This is a genomic window from Chromobacterium piscinae, assembly GCF_021129175.1.
GTDB classification, from domain to species: Bacteria; Pseudomonadota; Gammaproteobacteria; order Burkholderiales; family Chromobacteriaceae; genus Chromobacterium; species Chromobacterium piscinae.
Window position 1 is genome coordinate 33,503 of the sequence record NZ_JAJOHV010000023.1, and the last position, 14,338, is coordinate 47,840.

Below are 14,338 nucleotides of genomic sequence, written 5' to 3' on the forward strand. Positions count from 1 at the left end.
CGTCGAGCCTAGACGGCTGCCGGCGCCGGCTCGGCAGCTTGCCGGCGCTTCCGCTTGCGCATCCAGTAATCCAGCACCAGCCGCTCGGGAAGGTTCAATTTGAACGATGGGCAGCCAGTTTCGCCGTTGTACCACAGCTTGGCGCAGCCGCCGCCGCATACCGGAAACAGCGGGCAGCGGGGACAGGGCGATAGGCCAGTCTGGATGTCGGCGTACCATTCGCGGGTAACGGCCTTATCGTTGCGCGCCTGGTCTATGGTGCGGATGTGGCCGATCTTGTATTTGGGCGCATCGTATTTGGGCGTATACGGAAACTCGTAGCAGGGGTAGATATTGCCGTAGGCGTCATAGACCTCGGCGTCGGGCATCACCACCATGCAGGGCGCGATGGAGCGGGCCGGCAGGATGCGGTCGAATTCAAAACCCCGCCGGATCGCATGCGCCGTCCAGTCTATTTCCCGCGCGGCGAAGTCCGCCGCCGCCAGGCTGTCGCGGTCGGCCTGGTTGCCGCCCCAATCCACCACCGGGCGAAAATCCAGCCCCACATTGCGCGCCGCCAGCCCCCGATCGGCCAGCAGGTCTATCAGATCGGCAACCTTGTCCTGGTTGTGGCGGTTGATATTGATGCGGATTGTGACGCCGCTGCGATTGGCGCTGAATTCGGGCATGCCGGTCACGTCGACCAGATTTTGCAGGATGATGTCGAAACTGCCGCCGCCGGCCTTGACCGGCCGCATCAGGTCGTGGGTGTGGCCGATGCCGTCCAGCGTGATCTGGAAGCTGTTGACGCGTTGTCGCTGCAGGCGCAGATACACGTCGGGTTTGAAGCTGAGCCCGTTGGTGACCATGGAGGCGAAGAAATGGACGCCGGCCGGCCCGCATTGTTCAATCAACTGGCCGCTGATGTCCTCTATCTGCTTCAGCGCCAGAATGGGTTCGCCGCCATACCAGTTGATCGCCAGCCTGGTGTAGGACTTGCGCCGCAGCGTGTCCATGATGCGGGCGACGATGCGGGCGGAGGTGTCGTTATCCAGGTTCTTTTTGACGTGCTGCTGGCCGCAGTATCCGCAGCCCAGCTGGCAATTGGCTGTAGGCTGCAATGTCAGGCTGAGGGTATGGGTTTCGCGTATGCCGCGCTGGTTCTTTTCCAGCAGGTCCAGGAATTCGTCGCTGGTGGGCGGGACCAGCACCTCGTCGGCCCGCAATTGCAGCAGCGTCGCCTGATCGATGCGGTCGAACTCGCCGGCGAGCAGGCTGCGATAGATCCTTTCCTTGACCAGCAGCGACTTGCCGGTCCGGCTGGCGAACAGCAGGCGGGAAGGATCGGGATGGTGGGCCGGACTGACGATGTCCGAGGCGATCAGGTATCGGGACAGAACGTATTCGCCATGCATGCTGGCTCTCCCAGGTCATCGGAACGGCAAGGCCATGCGGGCGACGCAGGCGGCCCGGCCACTGCCATGGCCTGGGGCGGGCCGCCTTTGTCGTTTCGGAGCGGCGGGCTGAAGGGCGCATCGCGTATTTCCCCGCTTCGCGCGGCGCGCCGAATCCGGCCCTCCACAGTCAGCCGGCTGGGACTGCCTTAGCCGGAGAAGCCCTTGTCACACCTGACATAACCCGAGTCGCATTGCGTCGGATCCTCTTCCATTTCGCCGCCGGAAACGAATTCCAGGTCCTGGTCGGCGATTTCGTGCATGGTCGACGACGATTCTTCGCCCAGCTCGTCCAGCATGGTTTGCAAGCTCTGATTCTTCATATGCGTCTCCTAAGTGGCTCAGGCTGCTAGTTTTGCGACATCAAGCCCGGATCGGTCGCATGGCAAAGGATGTGCCGGAATCGGTCCGCGATCAGTCCGGCGTGACGGCGATGCCGCGATAACGGTGCAGCAGGCCGAGCAGGTAGTGGACTTTCTTTTCGGCCAGCGGGTCGTCGACCATCGCGACGATGTCTGCGACGGCGAGTTTGCCGCCGCCGTTCAACCTGTCGACGATGCCCTCCAGCCCCGGGAAGCTGCCGAGCGAGATCTTGGTGCCGCGCACATAGAGCTCCAGCCGGCCGGCCTTCGGCGCCGGGCGGCACAGCATCCGGTACGGCGGTTCGATGGCGATGCGGCTGTCGGCATGCATCGCGGGTTTGTCCTCGCGCGGCACCGGGCTGTTGCGGTAGCCGCCATTGCTGAACAGCGAGTAGCGCAGGTCGCGATAGACATCGCGCATCAGCGCGCGCAGATCGCCGTCGCTCGGCAGCGCCAGCAGCGACAGCGCGGATTCGACGGTGCCGATATCGTCTATCGGCCGCCGGTCGGCCTTCAGCATGATCCCGGATGGCCGCAGATGGGCTTCCCGGACGCGGTGCAGCAGTTCACAGGCGAAGTCGTGATCGGAGCGGTTGTAGAACCAGCAGGCGATGCTGATGGACAGCTGGTCCTGAGTGCCCAGGTGGAACATGTTTTCCGGCATGAAGTAGAGCTGGCCCTCGCCGAAGGTGTGGCGGACTGCGCTGGGCAGGTGCGGCGCGATGTCCCGATTGTTGTGGCGCTTCTGGCCGGGCGCGGTGACATAGTCGTCGTCGCGCCAGGTGTACATGGTTTTAGGGCCTGGTCCGAGGTGGAAGTGGATCACGCTCTTGCCGGGCGAGTCTTTGTGTATGCCCAGCGGCGTCATGTCGTAATTGCCGATGAACACGGTGAACAGGATGCCTTCGGTCGGCATGCCTATCGTCTTCAGCGCCGGTTCCAGAATGTGCGCGATCGCCTGGGACAGGCCGGGGCTGAACTTCTCGCCGCGGTTCAGAATGATGCCGAACTTGCGTTCGCCGAAGGCGCGGCCCACCCAGTCTTCCACATTCTCGTGCGGCAGCGGATGCAGGGCGAAGTGCGCGTCGAGTTCATCGACCTTCAGACCGTCCAGCCACAGGCGGTAACCGTATTTCGCCTTGTGCACCTGGCCGAGCTCGGCCAGGATGTCCAGCACCTGGCGGCGCATGGCGCGGGCCTGGCAGGCGTCCAGCGCGTCATCGAAGACGCAGGGCTGGCTCATCTGCTCGGTTCGGGCTAGGAAGCCGCTCCACCAGCCGGCGTCGAATTGCTGCCGCAGCCGGGCGGGTGAAAGGCTGTTGTCCATCGTTTCGTTCTCGCTGGGATGGTTCATGTTCGGGTCCCTGGCGCGGATGTGGAGACGGAAGTCAGCCCGTTGGCGCATCCAGCTGGCGGATGCCGCGCCAATGGAGCAGCTCGCCCAGCAGATGCAAGCCAACCTTGGCCGGCCAGCGCGGGTCCAGCAGGCCCAGCAGTTCGGCCACGGCGCAGGCCTGGCCCTGGTTCAGCCGGTCCAGCATCGCGATCAGGCCGGGGTGGCGGTTCATTTCCAGCTTGTTGCCGCGCACGTAGACGGCCATCCGTCCCGGCGTCGTGTCGCGCGTCAGCATCCGGTACGGCGTTTCCGCCTGTACCCGGTCGTCAGGCGCCAGGCTGGCCTTGTCTTCCCGTGGAAACGGCGGGCTGCGGTAGCCGGCGTTGCTGGCCAGACAGTGGCGCCAGTCCAGATAAGCCAGGCGCAGCAACTGGTCGTAGTCCCGCCCGCGGTATTCCTCCGGCAGCCGCCGCTTGGCGAGGATGGCGTCCAGCGCTCGGGCGTCGTCCGGCGGTGAAGGATCGTGGACAATGGCGTCGTCCGCTTCGCCATCCAGCTGTTTGAGCAGAAAGGCGTGCAGGTTCTTTGCCATCGCCTGGTTGGTGTGGGTGTATTGCCAGACGGTGATGCCGATGGACAGCTCGCTCTGCTCGCCGATGTGGAAGGTGCCTTCCGGCATGAAGAACAGGTCGCCGGCTTCGAAGTGGAAGGTTCTGGCATAGGGTTTGAGCGCGGCGAAGTCGCGTTTGGCTAACCCCTCTTCCTCCGTCAGCTGGCGGTAGCGCTCCGGCTCCCATAGATACATGGTCTTGGCGCCGGGGCCGACGTGGAAGTGGATGACGTTCTCTCCGCGCAGGTCCTGGTGTACGCCGAGCGGGGTTTTGTCGTAATCGCCGATGAAGATGCTGAACTGGACGCCGTCCCGCGGCAGGCCGATTTTCTGGAATAACGGCGCCAGCAGCAGCGCGATCTCGCGCGAGAGTTGATGGTGGAATTTCTCCCCGGCATTGAGAATGATGCCGTACGGCATGCCGGGAAACGCCCGCCCGCCCCATGCTTCCAGGCTTTCTCCCGGCAGAGGCGGGCAGTCATAGAAACGCTCCAGCTCATCGCGGTTCAACAGCCGTCCGGCGGCGTAAACGCGAAGGCCGTAGGGACGTTCGCGCAGGGCGGCCCGCGTGGCCAGAAGTTCCAGCACCGCTTGCCGGAAGGCGGCGACCCGGCCGTCGTCGAGCGCGCCTTTGAATACGACCGGATTACTCAGTTGCCGGGACTCGTGCAGGAAGTCCTCCCACCATGCGTCGCTGAAGCTTGCGGTGTGCTTGTCCATTGAGCGGGCTCTCCGAAATGGTCGTTGGCGTGCGGCGCGGAAGTGGCACGCCCGGTCTCCAGGGGGAGCCGGGCGGCTGACGCTGGCTCAGGGGTAGCCGGGCCGGTCTAGCTGGCGCTCGGGTGGACGTGGACGTGGTCCTCGTCGGTGTGGACGGGTTCCAGGCCGCCGCTGACCGCGCCTTCCTCCAGCGGGGACAGGACGGTGATGCCGAGGATGTCGGCGATTTCCTGGTCCTGATCCAGTTCGGTCTGCTCCACTTGCTTGTCGGTTTGCATGGTGCTTCTCCTTTGCGTGTGTGGGGGTCGACAGGGGTCGGCCCGAACGCGTCATCATATGGATCCCGCGGCCTGGCGATGGCCGATGGGAGAAGAGGTATGGATCATTCCATTGATGACAGTGAACTATTGGACGGCCCCGATGGGGGAGCAACCCGGGCGATTACGGATGCGTGGCAACGGCGGAACCGGGGCGGCTTGTCTGCATCGCGCAACAGATCAGTAATCCTTGCCCAGCATGGTTATTGCGGATGGAGAAGGCGGAACTTGTTCGAAATGATGGTTATCGGCCAGTCCTAATGGACAGTGTGGCGCGCATGTAGTCCGTTATGAGAATTTAAAGAAGAAGACCAAGTCGCCGCGGCGGCCGTCCAAACGTTATGGAGTTGGAGTGCCAGGCTGCGTTTCTTGCCGCTTAAAATGCCAATGGAATTGATGATAGAGTTTCGAATCTCCGCATGCCGCGGCGCGGCATGCCTACCAAAGGCGTCCTATCCGTGCCACTTTTTCGTTCCGCCGCTCTCAGCCACGCCTCAGACCGGCGCTATGGTCGCATCGTGCTGCTGCGTCCCGCCAGCTTCGCTTGGCTGACCGGCGTGTTCGCGCTGATCGCCATCGCCATCGTCCTGTTCTTTTCCCTGGCCAGCTATACCCGCAAGGCGCAGGTGCCGGGCGTGCTGCTGCCCAGCCTGGGTCTGATCCGGCTGCAGCCGGCTCAGTCCGGCGTGGTGGCCGAGGTGAAGGTGCGCGAGGGCCAGCAAGTGCGGGCCGGCGACGTGCTGTTCGTGCTCGGCAACGAGCGCGAGAGCGCCACCCGCGGCGACGCCGGGCGCGAGATCACCGCGCTGCTGCAATCGCGGCGCGACAGCCTGGCCGGGGACCAGGCGATGCTGCGCATGCAGGCCAGGCAAAAACAGGAGACGTTGCGGCGCAAGGCGGACGACCTGGCGCGCGAATTGCAGCGGATGGACGAACAGATCGGCCTGCAGCGGCGGCGGGTGGCGCTGGCCGAGGACACGCTGCAGCGCAACCGCAAGCTGCTGGCGTCGCAGTTCATCTCCGCCGCCGCGCTGCAGGACAAGCAGGCGGAAGTGATAGACCAGCAGACCAAGCTGGCCGACCTCCAGCGCAGCCGCGCCGCCCTGCAGAGCGAGCATGACGCGGCCTTGTCCGATCTGGGCGACCTGCAGCTGCAAGCCAAACGCGACGAGGCGGCGGCGCAGCGCGGCATGGCGGAGCTGGAGCAGGATCTGACCGAGAACGAAGCCAAGCGCAAATTGCTGGTGCGCGCGCCGCAGGCCGGCATGGTCAGCGGCATCGCCGCCCAGGCCGGGCAGACCGTGGCGTCCGGACAGACGCTGGCGAATCTGTCGCCGGCCGGCTCGCCGCTGGAGGCGGAACTGTACGCGCCGTCGCGCGCCGCCGGTTTCGTCAAGCCTGGCATGGCGGTGCTGATCCGCTACCAGGCTTATCCCTACCAGAAGTTCGGCCAGTTCAAGGGCACGGTGCGCGAAGTGTCGCGCAGCGCGCTGCGGCCGGAGGAGCTGTACCTGCCCGGGGGCCAGGGTGGCTCCGGCGAGCAGCTGTACCGGGTGCGGGTGAGGCTGGAGCGCCAGAGCGTCATCACCTATGGCCAGAACCAGTCGTTGAAGGCCGGCATGGCGCTGGACGCCAGCGTGCTGCTGGAGCGGCGCAAGCTGTACGAATGGGTGCTGGAGCCGCTCTACAGCATCAGCGGAAAGGTGTGAGATGAGCTATCAGCAACCGACCTTGCGATTCTGGGGCCGCCGCCGGCTGCCGCTGCTGCTGCAGACCGAGGCCGCCGAATGCGGCCTGGCCAGCCTGGCGATGGTGGCCGGCTATTGGGGGCATCGCATCGATCTGGCAAATATGCGCCGCCGTTTCTCGGTGTCGCTGAAGGGCAGCACGCTGAAGAGCCTGATCGCGATGGCCCAGGGGCTGGGCTTGGCGTCGCGGCCGCTGAAGCTGGACCTGCAGCATCTGCCGCAGTTGAAGCTGCCCTGCGTGCTGCATTGGGACATGAACCATTTCGTGGTGTTGAAACAGGTGTCGGCGCGCCACATCGTCATCCACGATCCGGGAGTGGGCGAGCGCAAGCTGAGCCTGGACGAGGCGTCCAAGCATTTCACCGGGGTGGCGCTGGAGTTGACGCCGGACACCTCGTTCCGCAAGACCGAGGAGAAGCTGCAGTTCAGCCTGCTGTCGCTGATGGGCCGGGTGGACGGCCTGGGCGGCGGCTTGCTCCAGTTGCTGTTGCTGGGCCTGGCGCTGCAGGTATGCGCGCTGGCCGCGCCGTTCTATTTGCAGTGGGTGGTGGACGAGGCGCTGGTGGCGGCCGACCGCGACCTGATCACCGTGCTGGGCATCGGCTTCCTGCTGCTGGTGCTGTTGCAGACCGCGATCGGCGCGGTGCGCTCCTGGGCGACCACGGCGCTGGCCACCAGCCTCAATTTCCAGTGGCTGGGCAACGCCTTCGCCCACCTGATGCGTTTGCCGCTGCCGTGGTTCGAGAAGCGCCATCTGGGCGACATCACCTCGCGTTTCGGCTCGATCCAGACCATACAGAAAAGCCTGACCACCCAGTTCGTGGAAGGGGTGATCGATGGTTTGCTGGTGATCGCCACGCTGATCGTGATGCTGCTGTACAGCGCGTCGCTGGCCATGGTGAGCCTGATCGCGGTGGCGCTGTACGCGCTGCTGCGCTGGAGCATCTTCCGCGCGCTGCGCGAGGCCACCGCCGAGCAGATCATCCACGCGTCGCGGCAGAACACCCATTTCATCGAGTCGGCGCGCGGCGCGCAGAGCGTGCGGCTGTTCGGCCGCCAGGAGGAGCGGCGCATAGGCTGGATGAACGCGTTGGCCGAGCAGTTCAACGCCGATTTGCGCATCGCCCGGCTCAGCCTGTCGTTCCAGACCGCCAATGCGCTGCTGTTCAACGCCGAGCGGGTGATCGTGGTGTGGCTGGCGGCGCTGGCGGTGATGGATGGCCGCTTCTCGGCGGGCATGCTGTTCGCCTTCCTCAGCTACAAGGACCAGTTCAGCCAGCGCATCGCCGCGCTGATAGACAAGTTGTTCGAGCTGCGCATGCTGCGGCTGCACGGCGAACGCGTCGCCGACATCCTGCTGACCGAGCCGGAGCCGGAACTGAACGATGTCGAGATCGATCCGGCCCATGTCCAGGCGGCGATCGAACTGCGCAATGTTTCCTTCCGCTATTCCGACAGCGAGCCCTATGTGCTGCGCGAGCTGAGCCTGGCGATTCCGGCCGGCCAGTGCCTGGCCGTCACCGGCGCCTCCGGCTGCGGCAAGACCACGCTGCTGAAGCTGGTCCTCGGCCTGATGGAGCCGACCGAGGGCGAGGTGCTGGTGGGCGGCGTGCCGCTCAGGCAGCTGGGCCTGGGCAATTATCGCCAGATGCTGGGCACGGTGATGCAGGACGATCTGCTGTTTTCCGGCTCCATCGCCGACAACATCTGCTTTTTCGATCCGCAACCTGATCAGGAGCGCATCCGCCGTTGCGCCGGTTTCGCCGCCATCCACGACGAAATCATGGCGATGCCGATGAACTACAACACCCTGGTCGGCGACATCGGCTCCGGCCTGTCCGGCGGCCAGAAACAGCGCGTGCTGCTGGCACGGGCGCTGTACAAGCAGCCGCGGCTGTTGGTGCTGGACGAGGCCACCAGCCATCTGGACGTATGGAACGAGCAGCTGGTCAACGCCGCGGTGCGGGATATCGACATGACGCGCATTCTGGTCGCCCACCGGCCGGAAACCATCGCCATGGCCGAGCGGGTGGTGGTGTTGGAACAGGGGCGCATCGTGCAGGATTCTCCGGCGGCGGCCGCGGCAGAACAGCGGAGGGCGAGGGCCGGCGGCGGTCCCGGGCGGGCCGGCGATCATGTAGAATGATCGCGCCCGGCGGCACCCGCAGACGCTCCGCCGCGCATCCCCATATTCCGCGGCGCGGCCCGCGCCGCCAGACAAGGAAAACCTCATGTCCCGCAATCTGGAACTGTTCGAACGTGGCAAGCAAGTGATCCCCGGCGGCGTCAATTCGCCGGTGCGCGCCTTTGGCCAAGTCGGCGGCACGCCGCGTTTCGTCGCCCGCGCCGAGGGCGCCTATTTCTGGGACGCCGACGGCAAACAGTATCTGGATTATGTCGGCTCCTGGGGACCCGCCATCGTCGGCCACGCTCATCCCGAGGTGGTGAAGGCGGTGCAGGACGCCGCCGTCGGCGGCCTGTCGTTCGGCGCGCCGACCGAGGGCGAGGTGGTGATCGCCGAGGAAATCTGCAAGCTGCTGCCGTCGGTCGAGCAGGTGCGCCTGGTGTCGTCCGGCACCGAGGCGACCATGACCGCGATCCGCCTGGCGCGTGGCTTCACCGGCCGCGACCTGATCGTCAAGTTCGAGGGCTGCTATCACGGCCATTCCGACAGCCTGCTGGTCAAGGCCGGCTCCGGCCTGCTGACCTTCGGCAACCCGTCGTCAGGCGGCGTACCGGCCGACTTCACCAAGCACACCCTGGTGCTGCAGTACAACGACGTAGAGCAGTTGGCGCGCACCTTCTCCGAAATCGGCGACAAGATCGCCTGCGTGATCCTGGAGCCGATCGCCGGCAATATGAATCTGATCCAGCCGTCGCGTGAATTCGTCCAGGCGCTGCGCAGCCTGACCGAACAGCACGGCGCGGTGCTGATCTACGACGAAGTGATGACCGGCTTCCGCGTGGCCAAAGGCTGCGCCCAGGGCCTGCACGGCGTCACGCCGGATCTGACCACGCTGGGCAAGGTGGTGGGCGGCGGCATGCCGCTGGCGGCTTTCGGCGGCCGCGCCGACATCATGGGCAAGATCGCGCCGCTGGGCACCGTCTACCAGGCCGGCACCCTGTCCGGCAACCCGCTGTCCGTCGCCGCCGGCCTCGCCACGTTGAAGCTGATCCAGCAGCCCGGATTCTATGAAACGCTGGGCAGCCGCACCGCCCGCCTGGCCCAGGGTCTGGCGGAGGAAGCCAGGAAGGCCGGCGTCACGCTGTCCACCGACAGCGTCGGCGGCATGTTCGGCTTCTATTTCAGCGACAAGGCACCCAAGTCCTACGCCGAAGCCACCGGCTGCGACATCGAGCGCTTCAAGCGCTTCTTCCACGCGATGCTGGACGAGGGCATCTACTTCGCGCCGTCAGCCTACGAGGCCGGCTTCGTCTCCGCCGCGCATAGCGATGAAATGATCGAGCAAACCCTCGCCGCCGCCGGCAGGGCTTTCGCGAGCATCTGAATAATCAGCGGCAGGTAAAGAACCAGGGAGCTTCGGCTCCCTTTTTTCATTGCGCTGGAAAAAACGGGGCGAATTGGTAATATTGCCCCGAATGAAAAAAATATACGGACCCGCTGGGTCCGCGGGACATTAGTGGCAGTGAAGGGGATGTGGATGGAAAGGAAGACCAGGCTGCGCCTGGCCGCCGGTGGTGTCGTGCTGGCGGTTGCGATCCTGGCCGGAGGCGTGCTGCTGCGAGGCGGCGATCAGGTCAAAGTGGAGAGGTTGGCGCTGGCCGACGCATCCGCGCGCGGGCTGGCGGCGGCCATTATGAACCGCGCTTACGGCAGCGAGCAGCGCGATCCGCAGCGGGACTGCTGGCATTATCTGCGCGAGGACGGCGGCGATTACTGCCTGCGGCCAGTGGCGCTGGATCGCGTCGCCGCCGGCCGCGAGCGGAGGCTGTATTTGTTGGCCAGCGGCGCCAAGGACGGCGCGGGCGACGAAGACCTGAGCGGTCTGGTCGGCGCCTTCGTCGCCGACGCCGATACCTTGGCGCCTATCGCCGGCAGCCGCGAGCTGGATTTCCTCAATCGCCGCGCCGCCGGCCCCGACCAGGCGCAATTGCTGCGTTTGTCCCGTGACGGCTATATGGGCTGGTTCGCCGCCGGAAGCGACGCATCCGAGGATTTCCCGCAGTTTTACGCGCCCAAAGACGATAAGGTGGTGGCAATCGGCGGCGACGTGTTCGGCCGCGACGCCGATACCGTCGCCGGGATGAAGTTCGCCTACCAGCTCGACAGCGGCCGGGGCGAGGCCGCGGCCTATCCCTTGTCGGCGATTGTCCGCGACGGCAAAGGCAAGCAGCTGGCCAGTTTCGATTTCCGCTTCGACCGCCGCCGTTGGGAATATGTCTGCGCCGATGTCGATTGCCGGGTGCGCGCCGGCCTGCCGACGCGGCCGGAGCGCGAGGCGCAGGCCCAGGAGCCGGCCATGCTGGCGGCCGATGCCAACGAGGCTTTATTCGGCAAGGGGCGCAAGTTGTCTGAGATCGATTTGCAAGATGTATTGGCGCAGCTGGACATGCGCTACGTCTCTGAGGATGGCGAGGCGGGATTCGTCGGCGCGAACGGTTGCGACGATCCTTACCCGTTGAATGGCCATTTCGAACGCGACGGCGGACAAGAGCAATTATGGGTGCGCGGCGGCAATGGCTGCACCTCGGGCGCGGCCGGCGCTTCCGTCTGGGTTTTCGTCCGCGATGGCGGGGGGCGCCTGCGCGCCAATCTGGGCATGCCGGCCGCCCAGGTGCGCCGCACCCGGGATGTGTCGGCGGGCGTGCATGATCTGCGCGTGGGCTCGGCGGGCTTTTGCGACCGCTTGTGGCGCTGGAACGGCAAGGCCTTCATCCATCTGCTGAACATCCCCACCCAGGCCGGCGGCTGCGACGGCGGCAGCGCGTAGCGAATGGAAACGGCGGCTGAGTCCGCCGTTTTCGCATTCGCCTTTGCAGCTCGCCCCGAATCCGGCAACATCGGCCCCACCTCTCGTTTCTCGATGCGTAATGACCGAACCGCAACCCTCTTCCCGCTTGATCTGGCGCTTGCGCCTGGCCGACTCCGGCGCCCAGTTGCAGCCCTTGCTGCAAACCGCCGGCCCCGATGGCTGGAGCCGCGGCCGCGCCTGTGCGCTGTCCGGCTTGCTGCAAGACCAGGCCGAGGTGGTGCGGCCGCACGACCTGCCGTTGTTGCGCCAGTTACTGGCGCTGCTGGAGCGGCACGACGGCGACGCCGGCCTGATCGACGCCGCGCCATTGCTGCCGGCGCTGGTCGACCATCCGCTACTGTTCGATGCCGACGCGCCGGCGCGGCGCATCCGCGTCGAGGCCGGCCAGGCGGCGCTGCAGATGGAGCGGGTGGGCGCGGAGCTGCGCTTGAAGCTGTTGCCGGATGGCCTGGCCGGCTGCGGCGGCGCGCTGTGGCAGCGGCCGCAGCCGGAGCGGCTGCTGGTCTACCAGCTGACCGACGAGCTGAAGGCGCTGGCCGATTTGGTCGGCCATGGCCTGACCGTGCCGTGGCAGGCGCGGCAGCGGGTGCTGGAGGCGATACGCGATGTCGCGCCTGGGCTGCCCTTGGTGGATGCCAGCCCGGCTTTCGATCCGGCGCTGCCCAGTGAGGCGGCAGATCCGACTTTGTTCGCCTTGCTGACCCGGCAACCGGAGGGCTTGCGTTTGCAGTTGAAGGTCAAGCCGCATCCAGCCGCCGCCTGGAGCGCGCCGGGCCGCGGCGCGGCCGGATTGGTGCTGGATGTCGATGGGGCGTACCGCCAATTCATCCGCGACTTGGCCGCGGAGGCCGCCCGGCTGCGCGCGCTGCGCGAGGCCTGCCCGGCGATAGGACGCGGCCAGCGCGACGGCGACGGCTGGCTGTTCGCAGACCAGCATTCGGCCCTGTCGCTATTGTCGCAATTGCAGGAGGCCGGCGAGGCGCGCGTCGTCTGCCTGTGGCCGCAGGGCGACAAGATCCGCCTGGCCGCCGCCGACGGTATGCCGCAGCTGAAACTGAAAGTGAAGCGGCGCGGCGGCTGGCTGCAGGCCGACGGCGAACTGGAGCTGGACGATGGCCGCATCCTGACGCTGCGCCATCTGCTGGCGGCGCTGGCCAACCAAAAGGGCAAGTATCTGCAGCTGTCCGACGGCGACTGGCTGGCCTTGTCCGGCAGCCTGGGCGAGCGCCTGGGCGAATTGGCGCGGATGGTGGACCACGCCGGGCCGGACGGGCTGGCGATCAGCCCCTTGGCCGGCCCGCGCTTGCAGGCGCTGGGCGAGGAGGCCGGCCAGTTCGACGGCGACGATGGCTGGCGACAGCAGGCTGCGCGCTGGCGCGAGGCGGCGGCGTTCGAGCCGCGGGTGCCGCCAAACCTTAACGCCACGTTGCGGCCTTACCAGCTGCAAGGTTTCGCCTGGATGGCGCGGCTGGCGCACTGGGGTATGGGGGCCTGCCTCGCCGACGACATGGGGCTGGGCAAGACGGTGCAGACGCTGTCGCTGTTGCTGACCCGCGCCCATCTGGGCCCGCAGCTGGCGGTGGCGCCGACCTCGGTGGCGTTGAACTGGCTGGCCGAGGCTGCCCGCTTCGCGCCCAGCCTGCGCTTGCGCGCCTACCACCAGCAGCGCAGGCTGGACGACGTCGGGCCGGGCGATCTGGTGATCGTCAGCTATGGCCTGCTGCAGCGGGAGGCCGAGGCGTTCGGTGACGTGCATTGGGCGTCGGTGGTGCTGGACGAAGCCCAGGCGATCAAGAACCCGCAAAGCCAGCGCGCCCAGGTGGCGCAAAGCCTGCGCGCCGATTTCCGCCTGGCCGCCAGCGGCACCCCGGTGGAGAATCACCTGGGCGAGCTGTGGAGCCTGTTCCGTTTCATCGCGCCGGGCCTGCTCGGCAATCTGGCGCAGTTCGAGCAGCGCTACGCCCAGCCGATCGCCGACGGCGACGAAACCGCGCGCGCGCAGCTGAAAGCCTTGATCCAGCCTTATTTGCTCAGGCGGACCAAGCGCGAGGTGCTGACCGAATTGCCTCCCAAGACCGAGACCACGCGCTTGATCGAATTGTCCGAGCAAGAACGCCACGTCTACGAAGCGATGCGGCAGGAAGCGCTGGCGCGGGTGGCGGAGGCCGATCCGGCCGCCGGCGGCCAGAGCATGCAGGCGCTGGCGGAACTGACCCGGCTGCGGCGCTTTTGCTGCCATCCCAGGCTCACCCAGCCCGACAGCGCGCTGCCGGCCAGCAAGCTGGCGGCTTTCGCCGAGATTTGCGAGGAACTGCTGGACAATGGGCACAAGGCGCTGGTGTTCAGCCAGTTCGTCGACCACCTGGCGCTGGCGGCCGAGCACCTGAAGCAGCAAGGCATCCGCTTCCATTATCTGGACGGCGGCACGCCGACCAAGCAGCGCAAGGCCAGCATGGACGCGTTCCAGGCCGGCGACGGCGACATGTTCCTGATCAGCCTGAAGGCCGGCGGTACCGGCCTCAACCTTACCGCCGCCGACTACGTGATCCATCTGGACCCGTGGTGGAACCCGGCGGTGGAAGACCAGGCGTCCGACCGCGCCTACCGCATGGGCCAGCAGCGGCCGGTGACGGTGTACCGGCTGGTGGCTGCCGGCACCATCGAAGAAAAGATTGTCGAGCTGCACCGCGACAAGCGCGCGCTGGCCGACAGCCTGCTGGCTGGCGGCGACGCCAGCGCCAGGCTGGACGGCGAGGCCTTGCTGGCCTTGCTGCGCGGCGATGTCCGGTAATGGGACAATTGCCTGTTTACAATTGAA

At 66.3% G+C, this 14,338-nt stretch carries 10 protein-coding genes; 5 read left to right on the forward strand and 5 right to left on the reverse strand.

Features of this window, described 5'->3' with window-relative positions; translation table 11 throughout:
• Positions 1-8 precede the first annotated feature (8 nt).
• The 5 genes from LQR33_RS08350 to LQR33_RS08370 form a co-directional block, all read right to left on the reverse strand.
• Positions 9-1,394, reverse strand: a complete 1,386-nt coding sequence (locus LQR33_RS08350; protein WP_231176395.1) for a radical SAM/SPASM domain-containing protein — start codon at positions 1,392-1,394, stop codon at positions 9-11.
• A gap of 188 nt (positions 1,395-1,582) precedes the next feature.
• A complete protein-coding gene (locus LQR33_RS08355; protein ID WP_021478861.1) occupies positions 1,583-1,756 on the reverse strand; it encodes a hypothetical protein in 174 nt (57 codons plus the stop codon).
• A 91-nt stretch (positions 1,757-1,847) separates the two neighbouring features.
• Positions 1,848-3,149 (reverse strand): hypothetical protein, encoded by a 1,302-nt coding sequence (locus tag LQR33_RS08360; protein WP_231468323.1) that lies wholly within the window; start codon positions 3,147-3,149, stop codon positions 1,848-1,850.
• 34 nt (positions 3,150-3,183) lie between these two features.
• Positions 3,184-4,461: a cupin domain-containing protein gene (locus LQR33_RS08365; RefSeq protein ID WP_221668966.1), complete on the reverse strand. Its 1,278-nt coding sequence runs from the start codon at positions 4,459-4,461 to the stop codon at positions 3,184-3,186.
• A gap of 107 nt (positions 4,462-4,568) precedes the next feature.
• Positions 4,569-4,739, reverse strand: a complete 171-nt coding sequence (locus LQR33_RS08370; protein ID WP_221664555.1) for a hypothetical protein — start codon at positions 4,737-4,739, stop codon at positions 4,569-4,571.
• Positions 4,740-5,236: 497 nt separating this feature from the next.
• On the opposite strand from LQR33_RS08370, the gene LQR33_RS08375 reads away from it, so the two are divergent.
• From LQR33_RS08375 to LQR33_RS08395, 5 genes are all read left to right on the forward strand, one after another.
• Positions 5,237-6,487, forward strand: a complete 1,251-nt coding sequence (locus LQR33_RS08375; protein WP_221664556.1) for an HlyD family secretion protein — start codon at positions 5,237-5,239, stop codon at positions 6,485-6,487.
• Between the two features lies 1 nt (position 6,488).
• Complete coding sequence (locus tag LQR33_RS08380; RefSeq protein ID WP_231468325.1) at positions 6,489-8,672, forward strand: peptidase domain-containing ABC transporter; 2,184 nt, start codon at positions 6,489-6,491, stop codon at positions 8,670-8,672.
• A gap of 85 nt (positions 8,673-8,757) precedes the next feature.
• Complete coding sequence (hemL, locus tag LQR33_RS08385; protein WP_221664558.1) at positions 8,758-10,035, forward strand: glutamate-1-semialdehyde 2,1-aminomutase; 1,278 nt, start codon at positions 8,758-8,760, stop codon at positions 10,033-10,035.
• Between the two features lie 153 nt (positions 10,036-10,188).
• Entirely contained in the window at positions 10,189-11,478 is a 1,290-nt protein-coding gene (locus LQR33_RS08390; RefSeq protein WP_231468327.1) for a hypothetical protein, read from the forward strand.
• Between the two features lie 100 nt (positions 11,479-11,578).
• A complete protein-coding gene (locus tag LQR33_RS08395) occupies positions 11,579-14,311 on the forward strand; it encodes a DEAD/DEAH box helicase (protein ID WP_231468329.1) in 2,733 nt (910 codons plus the stop codon).
• The last annotated feature ends 27 nt before the right edge of the window (positions 14,312-14,338 follow it).